At 40.6% G+C, this 25,964-nt stretch carries 20 protein-coding genes and 2 pseudogenes; 11 read left to right on the forward strand and 11 right to left on the reverse strand.

All coding sequences use genetic code 11. The annotated features are described in order from the left end of the window. The first annotated feature begins 64 nt into the window (after positions 1-64). The 11 genes and pseudogenes from dnaE to AVJ20_RS00755 all read left to right on the forward strand — a co-directional run bounded on the left by dnaE (position 65) and on the right by AVJ20_RS00755 (position 14,995). Complete coding sequence (gene dnaE, locus AVJ20_RS00705) at positions 65-3,637, forward strand: DNA polymerase III subunit alpha (protein WP_111883772.1); 3,573 nt, start codon at positions 65-67, stop codon at positions 3,635-3,637. 51 nt (positions 3,638-3,688) lie between these two features. After that, on the forward strand, positions 3,689-4,531 hold the full coding sequence (locus AVJ20_RS00710; RefSeq protein ID WP_111883773.1) for an RNA methyltransferase: 843 nt from the start codon (positions 3,689-3,691) through the stop codon (positions 4,529-4,531). Continuing rightward, complete coding sequence (gene cysE, locus AVJ20_RS00715) at positions 4,524-5,333, forward strand: serine O-acetyltransferase (protein ID WP_111883774.1); 810 nt, start codon at positions 4,524-4,526, stop codon at positions 5,331-5,333. Before AVJ20_RS00710 ends, cysE begins: the two co-directional genes overlap by 8 nt. A gap of 105 nt (positions 5,334-5,438) precedes the next feature. Beyond that, a complete protein-coding gene (locus AVJ20_RS00720; protein WP_078193555.1) occupies positions 5,439-6,353 on the forward strand; it encodes an ABUW_2363 family tetratricopeptide repeat lipoprotein in 915 nt (304 codons plus the stop codon). 128 nt (positions 6,354-6,481) lie between these two features. Beyond that, on the forward strand, positions 6,482-8,488 hold the full coding sequence (locus AVJ20_RS00725; RefSeq protein WP_111883775.1) for an esterase/lipase family protein: 2,007 nt from the start codon (positions 6,482-6,484) through the stop codon (positions 8,486-8,488). 863 nt (positions 8,489-9,351) lie between these two features. Continuing rightward, positions 9,352-9,453 (forward strand): annotated as a pseudogene (locus AVJ20_RS18915) (hypothetical protein); the annotation flags it as partial. Positions 9,454-9,544: 91 nt separating this feature from the next. Further along, a pseudogene (locus AVJ20_RS18545) lies at positions 9,545-9,670 on the forward strand (diguanylate cyclase domain-containing protein); the annotation flags it as partial. Between the two features lie 326 nt (positions 9,671-9,996). Continuing rightward, positions 9,997-12,627 carry a DNA mismatch repair protein MutS gene (gene mutS / locus AVJ20_RS00740; RefSeq protein WP_111883776.1) on the forward strand — a complete coding sequence of 877 codons (2,631 nt, stop codon included), beginning with the start codon at positions 9,997-9,999 and terminating at the stop codon, positions 12,625-12,627. 386 nt (positions 12,628-13,013) lie between these two features. Next, on the forward strand, positions 13,014-13,337 hold the full coding sequence (gene fdxA / locus AVJ20_RS00745; RefSeq protein WP_111883777.1) for a ferredoxin FdxA: 324 nt from the start codon (positions 13,014-13,016) through the stop codon (positions 13,335-13,337). 138 nt (positions 13,338-13,475) lie between these two features. Beyond that, complete coding sequence (locus tag AVJ20_RS00750; protein ID WP_111883778.1) at positions 13,476-14,198, forward strand: D-Ala-D-Ala carboxypeptidase family metallohydrolase; 723 nt, start codon at positions 13,476-13,478, stop codon at positions 14,196-14,198. A gap of 131 nt (positions 14,199-14,329) precedes the next feature. Further along, positions 14,330-14,995: an O-methyltransferase gene (locus AVJ20_RS00755; RefSeq protein ID WP_078193558.1), complete on the forward strand. Its 666-nt coding sequence runs from the start codon at positions 14,330-14,332 to the stop codon at positions 14,993-14,995. Positions 14,996-15,204: 209 nt separating this feature from the next. On the opposite strand, the gene AVJ20_RS00760 is transcribed toward AVJ20_RS00755, so the two are convergent. The 11 genes from AVJ20_RS00760 to AVJ20_RS00810 form a co-directional block, all read right to left on the reverse strand. After that, on the reverse strand, positions 15,205-16,047 hold the full coding sequence (locus AVJ20_RS00760) for a universal stress protein (RefSeq protein ID WP_078193559.1): 843 nt from the start codon (positions 16,045-16,047) through the stop codon (positions 15,205-15,207). 130 nt (positions 16,048-16,177) lie between these two features. Continuing rightward, entirely contained in the window at positions 16,178-16,795 is a 618-nt protein-coding gene (locus AVJ20_RS00765; protein WP_111883779.1) for an acyltransferase, read from the reverse strand. After that, the gene (locus AVJ20_RS00770) at positions 16,788-17,387 is read right to left on the reverse strand and encodes an IMPACT family protein (RefSeq protein ID WP_111883780.1); all 600 of its coding nucleotides are present in this window, start codon (positions 17,385-17,387) and stop codon (positions 16,788-16,790) included. The genes AVJ20_RS00765 and AVJ20_RS00770 overlap by 8 nt, the downstream gene beginning before the upstream one ends. A gap of 102 nt (positions 17,388-17,489) precedes the next feature. Continuing rightward, complete coding sequence (locus tag AVJ20_RS00775) at positions 17,490-18,680, reverse strand: HlyD family type I secretion periplasmic adaptor subunit (protein WP_078193562.1); 1,191 nt, start codon at positions 18,678-18,680, stop codon at positions 17,490-17,492. Positions 18,681-18,683: 3 nt separating this feature from the next. After that, positions 18,684-20,810 carry a type I secretion system permease/ATPase gene (locus AVJ20_RS00780; protein WP_111883781.1) on the reverse strand — a complete coding sequence of 709 codons (2,127 nt, stop codon included), beginning with the start codon at positions 20,808-20,810 and terminating at the stop codon, positions 18,684-18,686. Continuing rightward, entirely contained in the window at positions 20,807-22,330 is a 1,524-nt protein-coding gene (locus AVJ20_RS00785) for a TolC family protein (protein WP_171319168.1), read from the reverse strand. Before AVJ20_RS00785 ends, AVJ20_RS00780 begins: the two co-directional genes overlap by 4 nt. Positions 22,331-22,496: 166 nt before the next feature. Continuing rightward, positions 22,497-23,240 (reverse strand): LPS export ABC transporter ATP-binding protein, encoded by a 744-nt coding sequence (gene lptB, locus AVJ20_RS00790; RefSeq protein WP_078188759.1) that lies wholly within the window; start codon positions 23,238-23,240, stop codon positions 22,497-22,499. Further along, positions 23,240-23,806 carry a lipopolysaccharide transport periplasmic protein LptA gene (lptA, locus tag AVJ20_RS00795; protein ID WP_111883783.1) on the reverse strand — a complete coding sequence of 189 codons (567 nt, stop codon included), beginning with the start codon at positions 23,804-23,806 and terminating at the stop codon, positions 23,240-23,242. Before lptA ends, lptB begins: the two co-directional genes overlap by 1 nt. Then, a complete protein-coding gene (gene lptC / locus AVJ20_RS00800) occupies positions 23,796-24,338 on the reverse strand; it encodes an LPS export ABC transporter periplasmic protein LptC (RefSeq protein WP_111883784.1) in 543 nt (180 codons plus the stop codon). The genes lptA and lptC overlap by 11 nt, the downstream gene beginning before the upstream one ends. A 35-nt stretch (positions 24,339-24,373) precedes the next feature. Continuing rightward, positions 24,374-24,913: a KdsC family phosphatase gene (locus tag AVJ20_RS00805; RefSeq protein ID WP_078188762.1), complete on the reverse strand. Its 540-nt coding sequence runs from the start codon at positions 24,911-24,913 to the stop codon at positions 24,374-24,376. 4 nt (positions 24,914-24,917) lie between these two features. Beyond that, the gene (locus AVJ20_RS00810) at positions 24,918-25,895 is read right to left on the reverse strand and encodes a KpsF/GutQ family sugar-phosphate isomerase (RefSeq protein ID WP_111883785.1); all 978 of its coding nucleotides are present in this window, start codon (positions 25,893-25,895) and stop codon (positions 24,918-24,920) included. Between the last annotated feature and the right edge of the window lie 69 nt (positions 25,896-25,964).

Genomic DNA, 25,964 nt, shown 5'->3' on the forward strand with positions numbered 1-25,964 from the left:
AATAAACGCAAGTTTGATCTCAGAGCATGCTAAAATCAGCAGCTGTTTTCGCAGGGACTCATCTATGCACTTTGTACATCTTGGTATTTTTACAGAATTTTCCATTACTGAATCTATTGTACGTATACCTGATCTTGTAAAAGCTGCAGCTGCAGATGAAATGCCCGCTCTGGCCATTACTGACCTTTCAAATCTACATGCTGCTGTAAAATTCTATAAAAAGTGCTTAGATAAAGGCATTAAACCCATATTTGGTTCAACCATTCGTTTGAATGATGCTGAACACAAAGCTACTCTTCTAGCGATGACCAATAAAGGTTGGCGCAGTCTAACAGAGTTGGTTTCTGAAGGTTATATTTCAGGTCAACAGCTTGATATTCCTTGCGTAAAAAAAGATTGGATTTTAAATCAACACCAAGATTTGATTGTTTTACTGGGTATGCAAAGTGATGTCGGCAAAATGCTTTGCTCTTCTAACCCGCAAAAAGCTGAACCCCTGTTAGCTGAATGGGTCGAAAAATTTGGCAATCGTGTTTATCTAGCGATTACACGAACTGAGCGCTCGGGTGAAGAAGACTTTATTCACGAAGCAGTAAAACTTGCGAAGAAATTTAACATTGGTGTAGTTGCTCATAACGATGTGCATTTTATACATAAAGAAGATTTCGAGGCACATGAAGCACGCGTTTGTATTGCCGATGGCTATGTCCTCGGTGACAATCGTCGCCCTAAAAATTACAGTCCTGAACAGTATTTTAAAACTGCCGAGGAAATGACGGAGCTGTTTGCAGACATTCCAACGGCTATAGAAAATACCTATCACATTGCGCGACGCTGTAATGTGTCACTACGTTTAGGCTTCCATGACCTTCCCGATTATCCAATTCCTGAAGGTCATACAATTGACACCTATTTTGAACATTTATCAAAAGAAGGTTTAGAAGAACGTTTAGCGCATTTGTACCCTGTCGAACAACGTGGTGACGACTGGCCAGAAATTCGTAAGCCTTATGATGAACGTTTGGCTTATGAAGTCGGGATCATCCTGACCATGCAATTCCCAGGTTATTTCCTAATTGTCATGGACTTTATTCAATGGTCTAAAGGTAATGGCGTCCCTGTTGGTCCAGGCCGTGGTTCGGGTGCAGGTTCCTTAGTTGCCTATAGTTTAAAAATTACTGACCTTGACCCACTACGTTATGACCTACTGTTCGAGCGTTTCTTAAACCCTGAACGTGTATCAATGCCCGACTTTGACGTCGATTTCTGTATTGCAGGTCGTGACCGTGTTATTGACTATGTTGCACGCACTTATGGTCGAGATGCGGTCTCTCAAATTGCAACTTTCGGTACCATGGCGGCAAAAGGTGCAATTCGTGACGTAGCCCGTGTCTTGGGTAAATCTTATGGTTTGGCTGACCGTATTTCTAAAATGATTCCGACCAAGCCTTTAGGTTTAAGTTTGGAAGAATCCATTGAGGCCGAACCACAGCTAAAAGATATTGTCACCAACCCATCAAATCCTGATAACGACGATGCAGCCGAAATTTGGGAAATGGCACTCAAACTTGAAGGCATTACCCGTAATACAGGTAAACACGCCGGTGGTGTGGTCATTGCACCAACCAAGTTAACCGACTATTCCGCTGTACTGTGTGATGCAGATGGAACTAACCGTGTAGCCCAATTCGATAAAGACGATGTGGAAGCTGCAGGTCTAGTTAAATTCGACTTCTTGGGCTTACGTAACTTAACGGTAATCGAAGATGCCATTAAGCACATTAATGCCCGTCCAGATATCACTACACCTGTCGATATTTCCTTAATTCCTTTGGATGACAAACCTGCCTATGCTGTGTTCGCAGAAGCAAACACCACAGCAGTCTTCCAGTTTGAATCCGTCGGCATGAAAAAAATGCTGAAAGAGGCACGTCCAAGTAAGTTCGAAGAAATTATTGCTTTCGTGTCTTTATACCGTCCAGGCCCGATGGATCTGATTCCTGACTTTATTTACCGTATGCATGGTGGCGAGTTTGAATACTTACATCCATTACTAGAAAGTGTCCTTGAACCGACATACGGCATTATGGTGTATCAGGAACAGGTAATGCAGGCAGCGCAGTTCTGTGCTGGCTATAGCTTGGGTGGCGCGGATTTACTTCGTCGTGCCATGGGTAAAAAGAAAGTCGAAGAAATGATTAAGCACCGTCAGATCTTTACTGAAGGTGCTGCAACCAAAGGTATTGATGCAGATACGGCCAACCATATCTTCGATTATATGGAAAAATTCGCAGGCTATGGTTTTAACAAATCCCATGCCGCAGCCTACGCTCTTGTTGCATATCAAACCGCTTGGTTAAAAGCACATTTCCCAGCTGAATTTATGTCAGCAGTGATGACCTCGGAAATGCAGAATACCGATAACGTGGTGTTCTTGATCGATGACTGTCGTATTAATGGTCTTGAAGTCTTGCCACCTTCGGTCAATATGTCTTTATATAATTTCCATGCCAGCGATCCAAAAACCATCGTCTATGGTTTAGGTGCGATCAAGGGTGTCGGTGAAGCTGCCATGCAGTCTGTGATTGACTCACGTATCCAAGATGGCCCATATAAAGATCTGTTTGACTTCTGCCATCGTATTGACCTAAAAAAAATCAATAAGCGCACGCTTGAAGCATTGATTCGTGGTGGCGCATTGGATTGTTTAGGATTAGAACGCGCTGACTTGATGGCGCAATTGCCAGAAGCTGTACAAGCGGCTGACCAAGCCCGTACAAACCGCGAAACTGGGATGATGGATTTATTTGGTGAAGTTGAAGAAGTTCAGCGTAAACCTTCTAAACCTGTTAAACCGTGGTCAGATGAAGTTCGTCTTAAAGGTGAAAAAGATACTCTTGGGCTTTATCTAACAGGTCATCCGATCGATGTGTATCGATCAGAGCTAAAAGCCTTTATTTCACAGCGCATTAATGAGCTTACGCCTACACGACGTGGTGTCACTACAGTATTTGCAGGCCTAGTCGTCGATATTGCCAACTTCCCGAACCGCATGATGGTGACGCTCGATGATGGTACTGCACGTATAGAAGTGTCTGCGAATCACGAACGTTTTAACCGCTTCAAAGATGTGATTCAAAACGAAAAAGTGGTGGTCATTGAAGGTGAAATTTACGAACGTGAAGGTTTTGATCGGCCAATGGGTCGCTTAACTAAAGCCTTCAGTTTGAATGAAATCCGTCAAAAACGTGCCAATGCCATTCAAATTAAATTAACACCTGAACATTTTAGTAAAACGCTATCACGCGACATCCAAAATATTTTACTGCCTTTTTGCAATGTCGATATGTGTACGCATATACCTGTGCAGTTATATATTGACTATCCATATGCGACGGCCGACATTCATTTGGGCTTAAACTGGAAAGTTGCCCCACTAGATGAATTACTGTCTAAGCTGCGTGACTACTTCGGCAAAGAATCTTTGCATATCGAATATCATGTCAAATCCAAAGCTGCCAAAGCGGTAAGTTATGAACAAGCCTCTATTCCTGCGCAGGTTCCGCCACCGCCAGATGGGATGAGCATGGATGATGCCATGGATTTATACCAAGCAGAAGCCAATCAATTTTCTTAAAGTTTAAACGCTGTTTGAACTGCTTTTTTAAATAAACATATTGGAAATATCATGAATCAAACTGACAATGCTGCGGTTTCAGCACATCTCTCCCATGTGCGTATTGTCATGGTGAACACAACATTACCCGCAAATATTGGTAGTGCATTACGTGCCATGAAAACCATGGGACTTTCAAAGTTAGTCTTAGTTGCACCGAAGACTTACCCGCATCCGGACATTAATGCCTTAGCTGCCGGTGCTGTCGATTTAATTGATCAAATTGAAATCGTTGAATCACTAGAAGATGCCATTAAAGATTGTCATATTGTCTTTGGTACTAGTGCGCGTAGTCGTACCATCCCATGGCCATTACTTGATGCTCGCCCTGCTGCCGAAATGTCTCTCAAAGCAGTCTGTGAACAACAACAAGAAATTGCCGTGGTATTTGGCCGTGAAGACCGTGGTTTGACCAATGAAGAATTAGCAATGGCCAACTACCATGTCACTATTCCAGTGAATACTGAATATGGCGTCTTAAACGTTGCCCAAGCGATTCAAGTCATTTGCTATGAAATGCGCATGGTCGCCCTTGCACATACTGAGTTAACTGCAAATCCTGATGCCAATATGCATGTTACCGATGACATCGATATGGAATGGGATGAACCTTTGGTGACCCATGAAATGATGGAACAGTTCTACCCGCATATTGAAAAAATGCTGGCAGAGATTGAATTTATGGATCCAAAAAATCCAAGATTATTACCTTTACGCTTGCGCCGCCTATTTGGACGTATACAATTAGATCGTATGGAATACCACTTATTACGTGGCATCTTTAGCCGAGTACAGGCATTAAATAACGGAACATGGAAAAAATCTACAGACAATGAGGATCAATCTAATGCTTAAGCAGCTCAAAGAAGATATACAGGCTGTATTCGCGCGCGATCCTGCTGCACGAAATACACTCGAAGTCTTAACGACTTATCCAGGAATTCATGCCTTAATCATGCATCGTATGGCACATGAACTTTGGAAAAAAGAGTGTAAAGGCTCAGCTCGTCTATTGTCTTCTTTTAGCCGCTTTGCCACAGGCATTGAGATTCATCCGGGTGCGAAAATCGGTCGTCGTTTCTTTATTGACCACGGTATGGGTGTGGTGATTGGTGAAACAGCTGAAATTGGTGATGATGTCACCCTCTACCATGGTGTGACCTTAGGTGGCACGACTTGGAACAAAGGCAAACGTCACCCAACTTTGGAAGATGGTGTAGTGGTTGGCGCTGGTGCAAAGATCTTGGGCCCATTTACGGTGGGTAAAAATGCCAAAGTCGGTTCAAATGCCGTCGTGACTAAAGAAGTTCCTGCAAATACTACTGCTGTGGGCAATCCAGCACGCTTCATCACCAAAGATAAACCAAAAGATGAAGCGGAAACCCGTCGTCGCGATTATGCAGAAAGTATTGGTTTCCAACCGTATGCTGCAACACAAGACCAAACTGACCCAATGTTAGAAGGTATGCGTGTATTGTTAGATCGTATTCAGCACAATGAAAAACGTATGAATAATTTGTGTCAGCGTTTATCTCTCCTTGACCCAACGTTCAAAAAGCAACAGCTTAATGAACAACCTTTTAGTCAGGAAGAACTTAAAATCATTGAAGATGTGCGCCGCGAATGCGAAGCGCAAAGTTCACAATCTAAAGCTTAACCAAAAGCAATCAGAATAAGTTGCCTTTAACTTGCATGTTGTTCAGAGTTTTTTTAGACTGACCAACATGCTTTTTTTATAAAATAAATTTAATGGATGAATCATATGACGCTTAAGCCCTTGGCAGTTGCTTGTATTGCTTTAACCCTTGCCGCTTGTGGAAGCGCCCCAACTAAGAATAATGCACCTAAAGATGCCATGATTTTTGTAGAGCCTGAACTGACTCCACCTTTCTACGCACTCAACCCATTTAACTACGATGCACCACCTCCTTTTGAATTAAATTTACAAAAAGCTGCAGCACAGCCTGTGACTAAGATGGTGGTAACTAGCCCAACCGACCCATCTAAGCAATTAACTCTTGAAGAAAACCGCCTGATTATCCCCACTGTTGACAGCAAAGAACGTTCGATGAAATTTGCTGCTTTAGCAGGTGACAATGAAATCGACATTACTGAAATTGATGATTTCTTACAGCTTGTTGAAGGTAAAGCACGTCACTATCCACCACGTTTTGTTCAACGCCAAGAACGCAAAGGGTTTGAGCTTAAACTCAAGGAAGTTACGCAAAAATTAGATACGCTTGCGTCTAAAGACAACGCTTCTTTTGATATTTTAGTTCGTGCATTTAAAGCCAGTGTGATGGCACGTAACCTTGATTTGGGTTCTGTGTACACAACTAAATCATTAACTTACGCACAACGTATTTTAAAAATCAACCAAGATGATGCAGAAGCAAACTTCTGGTTCGGTTTTGGTTTATCTGAAGGTGGTGGTCAACGTGAAGCGATTCCATACTTAGACAAAGCAATGAAAGCCGGTGTTCAAGAAGCGTATCTTTCTGCAGCAAATAACTATATTGCCATGGAACAAAAAAAGAACGCCATTCAGGTTTTAAAGAACTATAAAGTTAAATATCCACAAGAAGCAGAAGTTGCTGATCGTTTAATTCAAGAAATTGAAAAGCAAGGTCGCTGGAATGTTTGGCAAGTTTTAAATCCACCAAAAGCTGCGTCTTAAATCAGACGATTTAGAAAATTCTTTTGAAAAAAGACCGTTTTAACGGTCTTTTTTCATTTAAGGTGAATTGAAAATCCTGACAATTATCGTATGATTTGAAGATACTTAACCTTATGCGCGGCCTCTTTATGCAGCAAAATATTAAAAAAATACTGCTCCTTGGAATCATAAGTACAAGCGTACTGAGTGGATGTCAGGTCGTCAGTGTCAAAAATCAAAAACTCAATGTTTCGATTGCCAATGAACGTGAAAGTATTATTTCTCGAAATAAACTTAGCGAAGCCAGTTTAAATGTCTTGTCGATGACAGGTCGGGAAGCCAAAGCCTGCACAGAAGACCCGAAAGCCTGTGTTGATGAGTTACAACAAATTTCTCAGATTCAAGATGAACAATTACTTTCTACAGCAAGTGAATTATATTTAGCTAAAGCTATAGAATATGAATCTTCTTCAGCCTGCAAGTTAGGTGTGCTCAGTAGTCACAAATCTGAAGAAAAACAAAAAATTGAACAAGACACTTATAATAAGTGCTTAGATCAACAATTGATACTTCTCGATAAAAGTATTCGCTATAGCTATGCGTACATGTTTAAAACCAAACGTGCGCCTGCTGATCGTATTTTTGATAACCGTCAAGTTCAAATCCGTGATTTCTATAATCAAGGGATTGCCAAATTGGTTAGCAGCTATGCACTACGTTATAAGCCGCAAGAAGTCACCCAACAGATTAAAGTCGGACAAACCACCTATCACATAGACTTCAGCCACTACCCAGAACTCAAAAATCGTAAAATTGAACAATTGATGTCAACCTATAACCTTAACTTCTCAGGTTTACGTTCAATTACCCGCCGAGATGGTTTTGGCTCCGAATTTCTTGTAGTTTTACCCGAAGAACATACGATTGAAACAGGCAAAGCAAAATATATTATCAACCCGATTGATTTTAAATATCCGTCTGGTTCAAATCCTAATATCCATCAAGCGCGCTATTTAGCTGCAACATTAACGGCTGAACCACTAAGCGCTACAACTACAGTTGATCAAATTTTGAATCAACATGAGTTTCAAATTAAAGCTTACGACCCGTATAAGTATGAACAGGTCAATATTGCCAATAAAAACTATGCGCTTGCTGCCAATTTTTCTGCTCCATATGGTCTTTGGTTAGCACAAAATAACTTGGGTAAGGCAGCTTATTTATCACTGATTGACCGAGATGAAAAGCTGACGATGCCGCATCTCTACATGCTTGAACCATATAATCCTGACAAGAAAGTTATCGTCTTGGTACATGGCCTTGCTAGCAGCCCTGAAGCATGGATTCGTCTGACTAACGATATTATGGGCGATTCAGTGCTACGTGAACATTATCAAGTGTGGCAAGTCTTCTATTCAACTAATATGCCGATTATTGAAAGCCGCTTCCAAATTTATTCCATTTTGACTCAGACCTTTAGCAAAGTAGACGCCAATGCCGCAGCTAAAAAAGATGCTGTTCTAGTCGGTCATAGTATGGGCGGCATTATTGCACGACTACTGGTCAGCCAAGCCGATACCACGCAAGCAGCTTTGAAAATGATGAATTCACGTCAATTAAATCAGTACCGAAATATTCCAGTAGTGAAGCAACGTATGGTGATTGATGATATTCCTAATTTCAGCCGTGCAATTTTTTTGGCTGCACCTCATCGTGGTACAGAATATGCAGATCGCTGGTTTACCAAAGCCGCTCGAAAAATTATTAAACTCCCAGGAGCTTTTTTATCGGCTATGGGTGATGTGTTAACTCAAGAAGAAGACCTGAAAGATTTATTTCGTGAAATTGACCATGGCTTGATCCAAAATGGACCAAGTGACTTAAGTCATCAATCAAAATTTATCGCGCTCACTGAAGATATTCAGCCGCGTAAGGGTTTGAATTTTCATTCAATTATGGGAAATAACACCAACAGTCAAGATAAAAATATTATGACGGATGATATCGTACCATACACTAGTGCTCATCTAGAGGGTGCTGTTTCAGAAAAAATCATTAAAGGGGGTCATTCGATTCAAGAAACCCCTGAAGCTGTACTCGAACTACGCCGTATATTACGTTTGCATTTGATTGAACTTGGCCTCTATAAACCATAAGGCAATACAGCATTTAAATCGATCTACATATTTTAAAACCGATCTCAGGATCGGTTTTTTTTATTTCTGCATTTACTTGAATATGCCATTATTCAGGTAATTACTATATAAGCTTTTTTTTAATTATTTTAAAACTCAAAGGCACTCGTTAAACTTTACATAAACCTTATATTGGAGATAAATTATTGTAAAATAAAGACAAAATATTGTGCCCATTTCCTAATTTTTTATGAGCATATCGAATTATGAAATTATAAGGCTTAAAGTCACTTCATCTGGATGAAATTGGGGGTTAAATCATAACTATATTGAATAAAGTATATTTTACGTCAAGTTTATAATCCATTTATCAACCGCTCTACCGTGATGAAGTGGCGAAAAAATTTTGTTTTCGCGGAATCATTATTTTTCTCCTGTATGCCCTGTCATGTACGGGGATTAATCAAGTGATCCCATAACGCAGTTTTGTAGATTCCTCTGTATATTTGGATAGTGTTTATCATTCTGATTGCATGGGATTTATCTTTTTTCCGCATTAAACCCTTATTTTAATGTTTATACTTGTCTAGGCTCGATGTGCGCTGTTGCGATCATCTTTACTATGATTTGTAATGATCACAATGATGCGCTATTGCATGCATCCATGAAGTATGCCGTGGTCATCATCTATACCTTTGTTGGTATGCGTTTTTATATTGCCATGGTTGCTGGTTGGTAGAACATGACCCACTGACTGGGCTAGCAAACCGTCGTCCGTTATAAGGAGCTTTAGAACAGCTAAGGCATTATGCCCTACGCCATCAACAGCCTTTAAGCATCATGGTGATCGATATCGATTTTTTGAAAATTAAAATGATCATTTAGGTCATCAGGCGGGTGACATCTGCCTCACACAAATTACTGAGGTTTTGTCTCAAATCACCAATCGAAATGGTGAGTTAGCTGCACACAATGGCAGCGAATAGTTTTTACTCCTCTTTAGGGTGTTAACTGAAGCTGAAAATTGAACCTTTGGCAGCCGATTTATTATGCAGAACTTAATCACTCGAACTTCCACATCCGGCCAGCCATATTTCAAAATTTGTAACGATTAGCATCGGCACGGCAACGATCATTCCATCTGAATCTGATCAAATTCAAAAACTTATATTAGCTGCCGATCGTGCACTTTACCTTGCATAAGGTAGAGATCGCAACCAATATCGATTAGCTCAGGCTGAAGCATAGCCTAGTATTTGAGTCAGTCTAAGCTTTTTGAATTTATACTGAGATATTTTAGTGTTTTAAAGAATACTCAAGTCTGCTTTTTTTACATGCAGACAAACCTTTTCTGGCATTTTCCTGTCACTTTTTTTGCTAGAATCAGCAACACGATTTGTTAACGTACACCTGTGGTTTTGAACGAAGAGACAATATAAATATAAGGACTTTTTCTAAATCCAATTTTCATCAAAACAGTGTTTTTCGTTTAGCAGCGCACAAATTTTTATTTTAAGGTATTTCTTTTCATGCAAGCTGATAATTCCAAAGTTGACCTTTCAACCCTGACCCCGATGATGCAACAGTACATGTCAGTCAAAATGCAAAATCCGCATTCACTGATGTTTTATCGGATGGGTGATTTTTACGAGCTCTTTTTTGAAGATGCGCATAAGGCAGCAAAACTTTTAGGAATTACACTAACACATCGTGGTAAAGCCAATGGTGAGCCTATTCCTATGGCGGGTGTCCCGTACCATGCAGCTGAAGGCTATTTAGCCCGCCTTGTAAAAAAAGGTGAAACGGTGGTGATCTGCGAGCAAATTGGTGAGGTAACAGGTAAAGGTCCAGTTGAGCGCGGCATTGTTCGTATCATTACCCCGGGGACATTAACGGATGATGCACTAATTGCCTCTCATCAAAGTTCAAATTTAGTCGCGATCTGCTTACAACAAAATCAGATCGGGATTGCTTTACTAGACCTCAGTGCAGGTATTTTCAAAGTTCAGCAAATGGACTATCAGCTGGAACAATTAGCAATCGAACTTTCACGTTTAATGCCAAGCGAAATTTTGATTGATGAAGATCTTATTGATCCGAATATTGTCGAACAAATTAAACGTCAATTAGACTGCCCTGTCACTAAACGTCCAAACGTCGACTTCAATTTAAATAACGCACAAAAAACGCTGTGTGACCAATTTGCAGTTGCCACACTTTCAGGTTTTGGTATTGACCATTTACCTTTGGCGAAAGCTGCCGCAGCGGCTTTGATTCACTATGCAAAAGTGACTCAAAAAACTGCTTTACCACATATCCGCAGCATTCAACTCGAACAAAGTAGTGATTTTGTGGCGCTCGATCCCGTCACTCGTCGTAACTTAGAACTGATTGATCCTTTATTTGAACATGGTACTTCCCTGTTCCAACTAATCAATGATTGCCAAACTGCGATGGGTGGCCGTCTATTAAGTCGTACCTTAATGCAGCCTTTACGAGATACCGCTTTATTGGATGCACGTTTAGATGCATCACAAGCGATGCTGCAAGGCTATCATGAGTCTCCGATCCGCTTAGTTCTCAAAGAAATTGGTGATATTGAACGTGTGCTATCTCGTGTAGCTCTCGGTAGTGCTCGTCCACGAGACCTAGTTCAGTTACGTCAAACTTGTGCACAAATTCCCTATCTTCGACATGCACTTGAACCGATCATTCAGTCACACCAATCTAAGCTGATCGCTCAGTTAAATGATGAAATGGGTGATTTTCACGGCTTACATGAGCGTCTTATGTCTGCCATCGTAGAAAACCCGCCAGTGCTTTTACGTGATGGTAATGTGATTGCTGAGAGTTTCGACACTGAACTGGATGAACTGCGTAAAATTCGTGACCATGCAGGACAATTCCTCATCGATCTCGAAATCAAAGAGCGTGAACAAACCGGAATTTCAACCTTAAAAATTGGCTATAACCGTGTCAGTGGCTACTATATTGAACTAACACGCGCTCAAGCTGAGCAAGCACCTGATCATTATATTCGCCGCCAAACCCTTAAAAATGCGGAACGCTACATTACCCCTGAGCTGAAATCATTTGAAGATAAGGTGCTTTCGAGTGAGTCACGTGCATTAGCGCGCGAAAAAATGCTCTTTGAGCTATTACTTGATGAGTTACGTGCTGATATTGGCAACTTACAAATGATGAGCGCCGCTATAGCGCAAATTGATTTATTGGCCAATTTTGCCCATCAAGCGCGATTACGCAATTGGTCACGTCCTGAATATAGCCCTGAAGTTGGTATCAAAATCAAAGCCGGACGTCACCCAGTTGTGGAATCTCTGAGCAAATCAGCATTTACTCCAAATGATACCAGTTTGGACTTTAATCACCGCATGGCGATTATCACAGGGCCAAATATGGGCGGTAAATCGACCTTTATGCGCCAAACTGCCTTAATCAGCTTATTAGCCTACTGTGGTAGCTTTGTCCCTGCCCAATCTGCCGTATTAGGGCCGATCGACCGGATATTTACCCGTATTGGATCTGCCGACGACTTATCTACAGGCAAATCAACCTTCATGGTGGAAATGACTGAAACCTCTCAGATTCTTCATCATGCAACCAATCAATCACTGGTACTGATGGATGAAGTTGGGCGTGGTACGAGTACCTATGACGGCTTATCTTTGGCGTGGGCATGTGTACTCGATCTCACGCGTCGTATTAAATGTTTATGCCTATTTGCAACGCATTATTTTGAACTCACCGAGTTAGGCAAAGACGCTAATATCGATAACTATCATGTAACTGCTCGTGAGCTAAATGGCAACCTGATCTTACTGCATAAAGTCCAACAAGGCCCGGCGAGTCAAAGTCATGGTCTACAGGTGGCAAAGCTTGCGGGTATTCCCGCAGCAGTGATCAAAGAAGCGCAAAATCGACTTCGTATTTTAGAAACTCAGCAAAAACAGCAACTAAATACGGCTGTACAAACCGATCTATTCTCGGCACTCACAGAGCCCGAAGTCATTGAACGCGTGGTGGAAGTTGAAAAAACATCGCCCGTACTTGATGCCTTAGCAGATTTAGATGTAGATAACTTAAGTCCACGCGAAGCATTACAACAGCTTTACGCCTTAAAGGATTTACTTAAGATCTAAATTGAACAGAAGCGATAGATGAGATATGCAAAGAACACCTATGAAGGTGTTCTTTGCATTGACACCATTCAAGCGCGTAACTTAGTGAGTGTTTGCTATCTGCATATGCAGCTATTCAGCAATAAATTGATAAAATATTAATGTTGTAAAATGTTTCATGCTTAAAATACACATTAAAAATATTGTTCGATAAACAGATGTAATTTAATCAGTTTTTGAGTATGATTCTCATTCATTGTGAAATTTACATAAATTGTTCAGTTTTTAGTGATTTTAACAGCACTGCATATAATAATTATCAATAAAAGGAATTGTTAGTTACCCTATTTTTTGCCTAAAATACACCATTAGTTTATTAGAACCATATTTTTTAGGTAGCTGTCGCCATGACCTTTGTTGTCACTGAAAACTGTATTAAATGTAAATATCAAGACTGCGTAGAAGTTTGCCCTGTTGACTGTTTCTATGAAGGTCCAAACTTCCTTGTTATTAATCCAGATGAATGTATCGACTGTGCGCTATGTGAACCTGAGTGTCCAGCTAACGCGATTTTCTCTGAAGATGAGTTACCTGAAGGTCAAGAAGTATTTATCGAACTTAATACTGAACTTTCTCAAAAATGGCCGAACATCACTCAAATTGGTGATCAACCTGCCGACCGTGAAGAGTGGAACGGTAAAGCTGATAAATTACAATTTCTTGAAAAGTAATTTTACGCTTTCATGAAAAGATCAGCACATGCTGATCTTTTTTTATACTTAAAGCACACATTTCATTGCAAATTATTCAAATTTTCTCAATCAAATTGGATTAAAATAGAACGAGTTTATAAATAATTGATTTCTATAATGAAGCATTTACTCAAGGGATTATTGTCCGTTGCAATATTCCCTCTTGTTTTCATTGGTTGTACAACTACACCACAAAAACAAGGTCACACTATTACAACTCCCGACGGTAAACGTATTTACATACCTCAAGAAAAAGTGACGACCCTCAGACAAGCCCCGCCTAAGGTGGTGCCTTATGCATACAACTCATGGGTCGCGTCTGTTGATAATTTACGTCGCGTTCGAGACTATGAAGTCTTTTTAGAGAAAAATGGTGTAGGCAATATCATCCCTTCATTTGAGCTGATGCGTACTGCACGTGATTGGCAAAAATGTGGTCGGTCAGAATATATGGTGCCTAACCGTGAATTATGGCAAAACCAAATTGCGACCTTACGTGTCTTTAAATATTTAGTTGCTGCAAATATCTTAACGGACTTTGAAGTGACTTCGGTTTATCGTGATTTGCCTTTGAACCAATGTGCCGGTGGTGCAAGTTCATCTCGTCACCTATATAACTCGGCGATTGATTTCCGTATTGGACCTGCGTACCCGCAGCCCGAAGACTACAGTTATATTGAAAATACCAAGTTCCGTTTATGCCAATTTTGGTCACAACACGGGCAGAGTCTCAATATGGGATTAGGTTTATATGCCAGCGGACAAATTCATATTGATACTCAAGGCTACCGTACTTGGGGGCCTGATCACTCAAGTCGCTCATCAATGTGTAATTACTAAAACATTACATCGTCATATCAAGACCTCTTCGGAGGTCTTTTTTGTACATAAAATATTCAAATATAGAACAATAAATTGCGATGTTGGTGGAAAGGTTTAAAATGCTTGCATCAATCACGAGGTGCGACAACATGCAACAAATGTGGACAGACATTGATGCTTACATCGATTCACATTTAATTCCTGAAGATCCAATATTGACCCAAACACTTCAACATACGGATGAACGTGGCTTTCCTGATCATCTTGCTGTAGCGGCTAATCAAGGCATGCTGCTTCAAATGTTAATCCAAATGAACAAGTGTAAACGCGTTTTAGAACTTGGAACTTTTGCAGCCTATAGCACCATGTGGTTAGCACGTGCATTACCTGAAGATGGTTACATTCTGACCATTGAAGGTCGTGATACACATGCTGCCCTCGGTCAAGAAAATATTGATAATGCAAAGCTTGCACAAACGATAGAACTGAAATGTGGTCGTGCGGCAGATATTTTACGTGCCCTTCCTGAAGATACCGAACCTTTTGACTTTATTTTTGTCGATGCAGACAAACAGAGCTACCCTGAATATTTAGAATTAAGTTTAAATTTATCTCATTCAGGTACAGTGATAGTTTTAGACAATGTAATTCGTGCAGGTGAGATTCTAAATGCTGAAAACCACAAACCAAGCATTGAAGGTATCCGTGATATGTTCAAAGCCATGCAAAATCATCCGAAAATTTTATCTTGCACAGCACTTCAAACTGTTGGTTGCAAAGGTCATGACGGTTTTGCAATTGCAATCGTTAAATAATCTCAATCGAGGTGTTTTTTAAACACCTCGAATAAAGGTATAAAAAACAATCAATATAATATTTTATTTTAAAAACAATTACTTACAAATACTACACACAGAGTTATCCACAATTTTTGAGGATAACTCTGATTATTTTTAAATCAACAACTTATTATTTATTTACTCGTAATTGTCCGTCTATTAAATCAACTGTTCGTTTGCTCAACTTATTTTACAACCAACAATGGAACACTGGAATTTCTGAAAATACTGGTGGTGATACTGCCCAAGAAGAACTGATGGATTTTACTGTGGCTAAAAGCGCCAAGTACGATTAACTGAATACCATGCTCTTGTTGATAGTCCAGAATATTTTCCGAAACATCGCCATAACGGTATTCTGTCACCACATCGAGACCGGCATTGGTTAAATAATTTTTTGGATCATCCAAGATTTGTGGGTGATCTCCAACATAAACCAAATGACATTGTAAGAGTTTGAGTAGATCACTTTGTGCCACACGCTTCATTAACTCAACGCATTTAGGCGAATATTCATAGGCAAAAATAAAGCGAGTCGGTGGTTTAAACGTTGGTCCTACGGTCATAACTGTACAACTTGCACCACGAATAAAGTTTTCAACATTACTACCGAGCGGCTTATTGCGCTCTGCTGAACGTTCACCTACCCGACCAATTAAAACAATATCGTCATCTTGCAAAATATTAAAACTTTGCTCTAAGAAGTCACCCTTTTCCTGAATATGGGTGGTTTGAATCCCATGCTTATCTTGGATCATTTCAGAAATGTGTTTGAGCAAGTTATTACTATAATCTAACGCTAAATCACTTTGTTTTTGTTCTAACTCCGCGAGTTCTTTTAAGAGCATGGCATTACTTTCAAATCCAATCACGCCACTGATTTCACCTAAGTGATAACTTGCCGGATAGTAATCAAGTATTTGCAGTAAAACCAACTCACGGTGAGTTTGTTTAGCAACCCAAGCAGCAGCATCAGCTAGTGCATTAATGCATGGAGAAGAGTCGATACAGGCGATAACTCGTTTCATGATTAGCCCTCGTTTTATTATTGCTTGGCTATAAAATGTTGTTTGTTATTTTTAACTTATCACAACTCTGTTTCACTGTGCATGCATTTGTGTAAGCATAAAAAATATTTATGACGTATTTGGCGATTATTTATTCACGATATCGAATGAATTTTGCAGGATTTCCCGCAATGATTGCACGCGCTTCAACATTTTTCGTCACCATACTGTTCATGCCGACTACAGCCTGCTCAGCAATGTGAATACCATCCTTGATTCCAACATGCGCACCTAACCAAACATCATGCTCTATCTCAATCCCTTGTGAACGTACAGCTTGTTGATAGATCGGTTGATTGACATCCATTCCATGATCGAAAGCATATAGATGGCAATATGCCGCCATACGAACTTGATCATGAATTTTGATGCCCACTCGCCCACCATCTAAAATACAGTGATGATTGATCGCCACTTCATTGCCTATTTCTATTGGGCCATGCAAAGTGCAATCCGCCGCAATAAAGCTGTTATCTCCAATAACAATCTTACGTCCCGGTTCGGCAAAAATATGAGCCAATGGCGATATAAAACAGTTTTCACCAATTTCAACGGTTTCCATCGATTTGAGATAGTCTTGATATTCCTGTTGCCAAGCTTCAGCCCAACCACGATTTTTTGGTTTGAGTGACCAATATAACCAAGGCATATAATTCAGACGATGCTTATGTTGCTCTCGATATTTCAATAATGGATCTTGTTCATTCATCTTCAGCAGCCTCTACGATATACAGTTGTTCACGTCCGCGAGTTACATCTTGAATCTTTAACTGTAGCGGTTGGATTTGATGAATTTGCAATGCTGCAAGTACATTTACGCCCTGCGCTGTATAGTCTTCCTGAAATTCAATTTGCTGCTGATTGAGTTCATATTGGAAAATTGCCCATTCATTAAACTGACAACTAAATTGCACTTTTTTCTTCTCAATAAGTTCAATTTTTTCAGCTTGTAAAAGGCATTGACCTGCACAGCCACCATAGGCACGTACCAATCCCCCTGTCCCGAGCTTAATTCCGCCATACCAACGATTAACCAAGACCAACACGTTGGTTAGGTCATTCCCTTCTATGGTTGCTAGAATGGGCCGACCTGCTGTGCCTGAAGGCTCACCATCATCATTAAAACGTACGATATGTCCAATTTTCCATGCCCAACACTGATGTGTTGTTGAGATATCTTTATGGGCTTCGAGAAATTCTTTAACGGCTTGTTCATTTTCCACAGGAACTGCGATGGCTTGAAAACGACTTTTTTTAATGTCTTCTTCATATTCAAACTGTGCGGCGAGTGTAAATGGCATAACGTCTTTAGATCCTGTATCAAAGGATATTATAGCGTTTTTTGAAAGACTTACATCCACAAAAAAGCCTCCAATGCTGGAGGCTTGATTGGCACTGCGTTATTAACGTTCGCGAAGTGCTTCTTTTGCTTTATTGAATGGCTTGATTAAGTACTCAAGTACAGTTTTCGAGCCGGTACGGATATCAACTGTCGCCACCATACCCGGAGTGATACTAAAACTTTTACCTTCTTTATTGCTTAATTTATCACTATCTGTACGGATATAAACACGATAATAGAACTGATCTTGTTTCACTTCATCACGTAAAGTATCTGGTGAAATGACGGTCACTTTACCTTTTAGACCACCATAGATCGAATAGTCATATGCCGTAATTTTCACTAAGGCTTCTTGACCCGGACGAATAAAAGCAATATCTCGCGGTGAAATACGTGCTTCTACCAAAAGCTGTTCATCCAAAGGTACAATGGTCATCAATTTACCATTTTGCGGAATCACACCGCCCAATGTCATCACATCAATCTCTTTGACCACACCACGAACTGGAGATTTAAACACGGTACGGCTGAGTGTATCTGATTTGCCTTTCACCACTTGTTGCTGTGATTCAATATCAGTATTGGCTTTCGACAATTCTTCCCGTGATTTTACCAAATATTGGTTACGGACATCATTTAACTGATTTTGTAAGTCATTCGCTGAACGCTTTAAACGAAGTACTTCAACTTCACTTGCTGCCCCTTTAGCAACGAGCGGCTCAGTCATGGCCAATTCTTGTTGAACTAACACCAATGCCTGTTTTAAGCCGGCAACAGATTCTTCCAAGTTTGCACGACGTGAATGATATAAAGCTGTTTCTTCCTTCACTAAAGCTGGAATCTTTTGAACATCTTCAGGAAAGGTTAATGGTGTACCATTCACTTCTGCACGTAAACGTGCTGCTGTCGCACGTGATGCCACAAGTAAAGACTCGGTTTCACCAACATTTGATGCGAAGCGTGTTGGATCGAGTTGCGCAAGGACTTGACCTTGTTCAACAATTTGACCTTCCTTCACATTCAACTTGGTTAAAATACCTCCCTCAAGCGACTGAACAATTTGTTCTTTCGAAGATGGAATCACTTTACCTGTTCCTGTAGAGACTTCTTCTAATTTAAACAACCAAGCCCAAACTAAAAGGATTGCCAGACCAATCGTAATAATCCAAATGATTAAACTCGATTTCGGTAATGGTGGCTCTTTAAAGCTGACTTTGGTCGAGCGTTGTATTTCTTGTTTATTTTCACTCATGATTTAAGCCCCAGCTACTTTTTTCTGAGCATTCTGATTCAGAATTTGATCACGAGGCCCATCCATGACAATTTTACCTTCATTCACCACAATAATGCGGTCAACCAACTCAAGTACCGCACGGCGATGTGTTGCTACCACCATAGTTCGGTTTTGTAAATAACCTTTTAAATGATCGATCAATTGTTTCTCAGATACGTCATCAATCGCTGCTGTAGGTTCATCAAGCAATAGAATATTGGGTTGACGAATCAATAAGCGTGCAAGCAACAAAGCTTGGCGTTGACCGCCAGAGAAGCCTACACCACCTTCTAAAATGATATGGTCTAGCCCTTCTTTTTTCTCTTGAACAAAGTGAATTGCACCCGTAATTTTCAGTACTTCAATCAATTGTTCATCCGTAGCCAACGGAGCACCCAAGGTCAAGTTTTCACGAATCGTACCATAAAATAACTGTGCATTTTGGTTCAATAGCCCCATATCACGGCGTACATCTGCGGGGTCAATTAAAGACAGCTCAATCCCATCTAATTTAACTTTGCCTTGTACTGGCGTTTGCATACCCGATAACAATTGGAGTAGCGTCGACTTACCAGCACCGTTACGGCCCAAAATTGCGATTTTTTCTCCAGCCTTAATTTCCAGTTTTGGAATTAAAAGACTTGGACGTGGGTCATCTTCACCATACTTAAATGACACACCATTGAGTTCATAATGACCATTAATTGATGGTCGATGAATAAGGTGAGAATAATCCGGTTGATCGACAGGTTTCTTCATGAGTTCATCAAGACCTGCTTTCGCCACTTTAGCCTGTTGTAAACGACCTAATACCCCAGCCAGTGCAGAAATTGGTGCCAACATTCGTGAGGACAAAATCGAACAAGCCACCAAAGCACCTGTGGTCATTTCACCTTTCATCACAGCAAAACAGCCGACGAGTACAACGATTGCAAATGTTAGACCCTGAATTTTTTGTGTCCATGCCGACATTAAGCCCACGATTTTACGTTGACGCATACTGACATCAGCAGACACTTCATTCATGTGGTTCCATTGGTTTTGGAAGCGTGATTCAGCACGAAGTAATTTGATATCTTCCATGCCTTGCACAGATTCAACCAATAAGGCATTACGAATCGAAGACTCGCGCATACCCATTTGTGCAAGTTTAGCCAATGGTTTTTGCGCCAAAATCCCTGGAATAATCATCAAAGGAACCACCAACAGCATAACCCAAAATAGATTGCCGCCAATTAACCAGAAGATGAACAGAAACAAGAAGAAAAACGGTAAGTCGGCAATCGCAGTAACAGTCGTCGAGGTGACCATCTCACGCACGCCTTCTAATTCACGAATCTGTGAAATAAAAGTACCCGTTGATTTTGAGCGTTCGCTATTTTTAATTCTTAATGCATGACCAAACACACGATCAGATATTTTTAAATCGGCACGTTTACCAATAATATCCGACAAATAAATCCGTGAAACACGTAGTGCAAACTCAAATATCGCCGCAATTAACACCCCACCTGCAAGTACCCATAAGGTTGGCACAGATTGAGATGGAATGACACGGTCGTACACGTTCATCGAGAACAAAATGGTGGCAAGGGCCAAAATATTTGCCATTAATGAAGCAAACATAATGTCGATGTAGCGTTTCCAGTCTTTTAAAACGATCGACCAGAACCAATTTTTTTCAAACGGCTTGATGTATTCATCAACACGTGCATCGGGTACAGATGACTCTGGACGCAAAATATATATATTGCGAACGCCATGGCTCAATCGTTCAATAGAGAAGACTTGAGATAGGCCTTCATCACCGCTTAGTTGAACACTGGCATTACCGTCTACGTCGATGCGTTCTACCACACCCACTTCACCACCGATAAACTCAACCAATACAGGTAAGCGCCATGGATTGAGCAGATTTATGTCGTATTTGTTTTTACGAACACTTAATCCAATTTGGCGTGCCATAACTGCGACCAGTTCATCGGCATTTTTGTGTTGATCCCAATCCAACTGCAACCGTATACGTTCTTCAGAGGGTTCAATTCGATAATGCTTTGCAATATTCAGAACCGCTTGTAGCCACGGTTGATAATTTATTGTATTACTCATGGCTGAACTTCAAACCCCTGAATAGATATATTATTAAGTTCATAGATATTTCGTGAACGCCCTGTCACTTGAATGTACTGTGCAAGTGCTGAGTAGATATCATATTGCGATGTCACAATTTCTTGTGCGGCACTATGTATGGCTTGCTCTGCATTAAGTAGATCGACAACCGTTCGAGTTCCTAATTTATATTGTTCTTGATACAGCTCTTTGGTTCTTACCGTTGTTTCACGACGCTGCACCAATATCGACATTTGACGCTTTTTATTTTCGATTTGTTCTCGAATCATTCGGACTTGATCAATCACATCCAAATACACTGTATTTACTTGTGCTTTTGCTGCTTCTTCTGCATAGCTAGCGGCACGTGTTTGCGCTGCGATTGCCCCACCTTGGTAAAAATTACTGGTGGCTTCCAACATGATTGAACTATATAAACCATCATCTTCGTCATTATTTGGATTACGGCCATTCACCGCCTGACTCAGACTGCCTTTGACATTAAGTGTTGGATATGCACTTAATTTTGACTGTTGCTTTTGCAATTTGGCAACTTCAACCCCAGCCTGCGCTTGCATCATGCTTGGAATCATCTTGAAGTCAGGATCATCATACAATGCGGCTGCAGTTAAGATCCGATCGGGTATCACCCAATTGATCTGACTTACATCAAAACCTAACAAGGTACGAAGTCGCTGTTGGTACTGTCGAAGTTGAGTTTCTTGCACAATTAAATTTGATTCTGCAGCTTCTAAATTTGACTTGGCTTGAATAGGGTCTGCTTGACTACTGATCCCTGCGGTTGCACGTAGATTAGCAATCTCAGCAATCCGACTCACACCGGCAATTTGCTGCTGCGCAATTTTAGCCACTTCTTGATATCGTTTAATGTTGATAATTGCATTTGCAACATCAAATGAAACTTCATCTAAATTTACAAGTACATTAGCCTGCTCTTGTAACATTTTTGCTTCTTCAATGCCTACTGCACTTTTGGTTTTACCAAAGTCATATAACATCTGCGTCGCATTTAAAGATACCAACTGACGTCCACGCTCGCCTTTAGTCAGATCTGCAGTGCTCAATCCACCTGAAATTTGGGGATAATATGCAGCATTCGCTAGGTCAATATTAGCGTTTTGCGATGCGACTGTAGCAATACTTTGCGTGATTTCTGGACGTCTTTGGACGGCGATATGTATCGCATCAATAAAACTTAGATTCTTCGCTACTGTGTTTGGATTATAGCTGCCTTGTTGCGTTCGACCATAAGCAACGGCTGGCATTTCTTGGACACGTGAGGTATCTAAATTATATTTACTGAGTTCTGTGATGTTAATTTTTTCGGCAGAAGGTTTCGGCTTATTAGGTAAAAAAATCTTATCTAATGTCTTTTGAATGGTGCTTTGTGCAGTGCCGGTATCTGCTGCATACACTGAACCAATGGAAAAGGGTAAAAATAATATACAAAAGAAATTGCACTTATTTTTACGCGGACGCCCAACTTCTGGACCATTCATCTTTCGTAATCGCATGATTTTTGCAGGTCGTATTTTTAGTTTAAAGTATACTGAATTCTTGTTAATTTTTTAGATTAATCGCTCAGTTTTTGTCATTTCAGACAATAACATAAACCCGCTGAAGGAAACTAGCACCATTCAACGGGAAATTTCTTATATTATTCAATTAAACGGTAAAATCATCACCAAGATAAACTTTACGTACCGTTTCATCTGCAAGGACTTCTTCTGGAGTACCTTCTGCAATCACTGAACCTTCGCTCACGATATAAGCATGCTCACAAATCGCAAGGGTTTCACGCACATTATGATCTGTAATTAATACGCCAATACCACGATCTTTCAATGTTCGGATAATGTCTTTAATATCACCCACTGAAATAGGATCGACCCCTGCAAAAGGTTCATCTAGCAACATAAATTTAGGGTCTGCCGCTAACGCACGCGCGATTTCCGCACGACGACGCTCACCACCCGACACACTCATACCAAGAGAATCTTTGATGTGTGTGATTTTAAAGTCGGCAAGCAATTCCGTTAAACGTTGCTGACGTTGTTGCTTATTTAGATCTTTACGGGTTTCTAAAATCGACATGATATTTTCAGAAATGGTTAATTTTCTAAAAATAGATGCTTCTTGAGGTAGATAACCAATACCTTTACGTGCGCGCTCATGCATTGCCAAGTCAGACAAATCAAGATCATCTAAATGAATCTCACCTTTATCCATACGCACTAGACCAACGACCATATAGAAACTTGTGGTTTTACCTGCACCATTTGGACCAAGTAAACCCACAATTTGACCACTTTGCATGCTAAAGGATACATCCTTTACCACCCAACGCTTACTGTAGTTTTTGGCTAAATGTTTAATACATAAAGTTTGAACTTGCGAGGTTTGCTCCATTAATCACGTGCTCCTGGGAAGGACTTAGTGCTTGACGGTGGAATCACGATTTGAACACGACCTGAAGAAGATCCAGATTTATTTGGTGTACCTTCAGCAACGATGTCACCTTTATTCATACTGTATTTCAGGCTATTACCACGAATACTTGCACCATCTTGTTGTAACAAAGCACCACCCGTCATGGTGATAATTCCAGTTTCAGCATTGTAGACGATTTTCTGAGCTTGGCCTTTTGCATAGCCTTTGGCAGGGTCAGTTTTTTGTTGGAAATGTGCTGGCCCACCCGTTGCTGTAATCGTACTGATCTCTTTTTTGCTGTTTAAGTTCGCAACGATTGAGTTTGCCTGAAGCTTCATCGAACCCTGTTCAATGATGACATTACCGGTATACGTCGTAATCCCGGTTTTTTCATTAAATGTTGCACGATCGGCAACCAATGAAATCGGTTGATTACGATCTGAAGGCAAAGCAAAAGCTGCAACTGAACATAACGCCAGTGAACCGAGTAGCGCTGTACGTTTTAGGAAAGTTTTTGCTGTTTTTCGATTAAAATTATGGTTCATACTTTCCTCGAATATTAAAAAATTCGTATTGACCGTCGTTTAAATTTGCTTTTAAACCTTGGCTGACAAATTCGGCTTGTGGTGAAATCACCGTTACAGTCTTGTCCGTTTCTATTTCACGCTTTTTTGGAAAAGCAGTTAGTTCCTCAGTACGAAACTCCATTTGCCCTTCACGCATCAATTTTGTTGCAACCACATTGTCACTCAGTACGATTTTTTGGTTATCATCCATACCATTGGCTTGTTTGGCAAAGAACGTGGCATCGACAGCACCATTTTGATAGGTCGATGCTTTCAGATTCACCAAATGAGAAGTTTGCTTTTGCAAATCCTGCTCAAGTCGATCGACTTGCGCACGAATATGCAATTTTCCCTGCTCATCAGTCTGCGTCAGATTAATGTTTTCAGCTGAGTAAGTCATACTTTTCGAAGAGTCCGCCTGAAGCTTATTACCCTTTCCACCGAAATAGTAAAAACCACCGCTTACTGTAGCAATGACCACAGCTGTCACGTATAAAACTTTAGTATCCATAAGCGGAGATTCAATCCAGTGACTGCATCAATTTATTAATAAGGTGCACTTGCATATTTTTCAAGTAGTTCCTGGTATACACCTTTAGAAACTAAAAGCATATCGCAGATTTCACGAACAGCACCACGTCCACCCATCGCCTGCGTAACAAGATCTGCACGGCGACGTACTTCTAAATGTCCATTTGGTACGGTCACTTTCATCCCCGCAATAGCGAAGGCTGAAAGATCGGGCCAGTCATCGCCCATATATAGGCAATCTGAAGGATCAATACCGAACTGTGCGCAGGCTTCAGTCAAGGCAACGCCTTTATCTTCACGACCTTGAAAGACCAAATCGACACCTAAGTCAGACATGCGTTTTTCAACAATATTACTTTTACGGCCAGTAATAATGATGACTTTGATACCCGCTTTTTGCACCAACTTCATGCCTAAGCCATCTCGAATATCAAAGGATTTGATTTCATCGCCACTATTGGTCAACGTTACAAATCCATCACTTAAAATTCCATCTACATCCAGTACCAGTGCTTCTATGTGACGCGCTTGTTCTAGCAATACATACGATGCCATTTTCTTAATTTACCCCAGCCTGAATCAAATCATGCATGCTGATAATCCCAATCACTTTATTGACATCATCAACAACTACAAATTGTGTAATTTTCTTTTCGTTCATACGTTCTAAAGCATGTACCGCGCGTTCTTCTTGTGAAATGGTCAAAGGATTTTTAATCATCACTTCTGAGACTTTCATATTCACATCAAAGCCTTGCTGTTTATCAATCAAACGACGTAAGTCACCGTCAGTAAAGATACCCAATAAGGTATCGTTTTCATCGACAATTGTGGTGAGACCCAAACGCTTATTTGAAATTTCGTACAAGACTTTATTCATAGGTGTCTCTGGCGACACTTTGGGTAAGTCTTCACCTGTATGCATGAGATGTTTTACATGCAATAACAAACGCTTACCCAATGCTCCCGCAGGATGAGAACGTGCAAAGTCATCTGATGTAAAACCACGTGCATCCAATAATGCAACTGCAAGGGCATCACCTAAGGCTAATGTTGCAGTGGTACTGGAGGTCGGCGCTAAACCCAAAGGACATGCTTCTTGAATATTACCCAAGGTCAATGCGACATCGGCATTTTGTGGCATTGGGCCTTTATTGTCACCACTCATGGTAATAAGAGGAATGCCCAAATGTTTGATCAATGGCATCAGCATCATAATTTCATCACTCTTACCTGAGTTTGAAATTGCAATGAGCACATCACCTTTAACTAACATGCCCAAATCACCATGTCCAGCTTCACCTGGATGCATGAAGAAAGATGGCGTACCTGTCGAGGCAAACGTAGCGGCCATTTTACGACCGATATGCCCCGATTTGCCCATACCAGTAATCACTAAACGCCCTTTGCACTGTAAAATGATTTCGCAGGCTTGGCTAAAACGATCATCTATTTGCGTCGTTAATACTTGTAAAGCATGCTCTTCAATACGCAAAGTTTCTAATGCGACTTTCTGAAAATCGACTTGATTCGGCATATTTGGTGGATTCAAAGTTGTTATACCTTAAGCCGTGAGAGGTGCGCTCTCACTTTCAAAATAAAAAAT

The sequence above is a fragment of the Acinetobacter sp. CFCC 11171 genome (assembly GCF_003268405.1).
In the GTDB taxonomy this organism is placed as follows: domain Bacteria; phylum Pseudomonadota; class Gammaproteobacteria; order Pseudomonadales; family Moraxellaceae; genus Acinetobacter; species Acinetobacter amyesii.

What these genes read in the sequence shown, in the direction of transcription:
- dnaE (WP_111883772.1), top strand. Translation starts at nt 65, where the DNA reads ATGCACTTTGTACATCTTGGTATTTTTACAGAATTTTCCATTACTGAA.
- AVJ20_RS00710 (WP_111883773.1), top strand. Translation starts at nt 3,689, where the DNA reads ATGAATCAAACTGACAATGCTGCGGTTTCAGCACATCTCTCCCATGTG.
- cysE (WP_111883774.1), top strand. Translation starts at nt 4,524, where the DNA reads ATGCTTAAGCAGCTCAAAGAAGATATACAGGCTGTATTCGCGCGCGAT.
- AVJ20_RS00720 (WP_078193555.1), top strand. Translation starts at nt 5,439, where the DNA reads ATGACGCTTAAGCCCTTGGCAGTTGCTTGTATTGCTTTAACCCTTGCC.
- AVJ20_RS00725 (WP_111883775.1), top strand. Translation starts at nt 6,482, where the DNA reads ATGCAGCAAAATATTAAAAAAATACTGCTCCTTGGAATCATAAGTACA.
- mutS (WP_111883776.1), top strand. Translation starts at nt 9,997, where the DNA reads ATGCAAGCTGATAATTCCAAAGTTGACCTTTCAACCCTGACCCCGATG.
- fdxA (WP_111883777.1), top strand. Translation starts at nt 13,014, where the DNA reads ATGACCTTTGTTGTCACTGAAAACTGTATTAAATGTAAATATCAAGAC.
- AVJ20_RS00750 (WP_111883778.1), top strand. Translation starts at nt 13,476, where the DNA reads ATGAAGCATTTACTCAAGGGATTATTGTCCGTTGCAATATTCCCTCTT.
- AVJ20_RS00755 (WP_078193558.1), top strand. Translation starts at nt 14,330, where the DNA reads ATGCAACAAATGTGGACAGACATTGATGCTTACATCGATTCACATTTA.
- AVJ20_RS00760 (WP_078193559.1), bottom strand. Translation starts at nt 16,047, where the DNA reads ATGAAACGAGTTATCGCCTGTATCGACTCTTCTCCATGCATTAATGCA.
- AVJ20_RS00765 (WP_111883779.1), bottom strand. Translation starts at nt 16,795, where the DNA reads ATGAATGAACAAGATCCATTATTGAAATATCGAGAGCAACATAAGCAT.
- AVJ20_RS00770 (WP_111883780.1), bottom strand. Translation starts at nt 17,387, where the DNA reads ATGCCATTTACACTCGCCGCACAGTTTGAATATGAAGAAGACATTAAA.
- AVJ20_RS00775 (WP_078193562.1), bottom strand. Translation starts at nt 18,680, where the DNA reads ATGAGTGAAAATAAACAAGAAATACAACGCTCGACCAAAGTCAGCTTT.
- AVJ20_RS00780 (WP_111883781.1), bottom strand. Translation starts at nt 20,810, where the DNA reads ATGAGTAATACAATAAATTATCAACCGTGGCTACAAGCGGTTCTGAAT.
- AVJ20_RS00785 (WP_171319168.1), bottom strand. Translation starts at nt 22,330, where the DNA reads ATGAATGGTCCAGAAGTTGGGCGTCCGCGTAAAAATAAGTGCAATTTC.
- lptB (WP_078188759.1), bottom strand. Translation starts at nt 23,240, where the DNA reads ATGGAGCAAACCTCGCAAGTTCAAACTTTATGTATTAAACATTTAGCC.
- lptA (WP_111883783.1), bottom strand. Translation starts at nt 23,806, where the DNA reads ATGAACCATAATTTTAATCGAAAAACAGCAAAAACTTTCCTAAAACGT.
- lptC (WP_111883784.1), bottom strand. Translation starts at nt 24,338, where the DNA reads ATGGATACTAAAGTTTTATACGTGACAGCTGTGGTCATTGCTACAGTA.
- AVJ20_RS00805 (WP_078188762.1), bottom strand. Translation starts at nt 24,913, where the DNA reads ATGGCATCGTATGTATTGCTAGAACAAGCGCGTCACATAGAAGCACTG.
- AVJ20_RS00810 (WP_111883785.1), bottom strand. Translation starts at nt 25,895, where the DNA reads ATGCCGAATCAAGTCGATTTTCAGAAAGTCGCATTAGAAACTTTGCGT.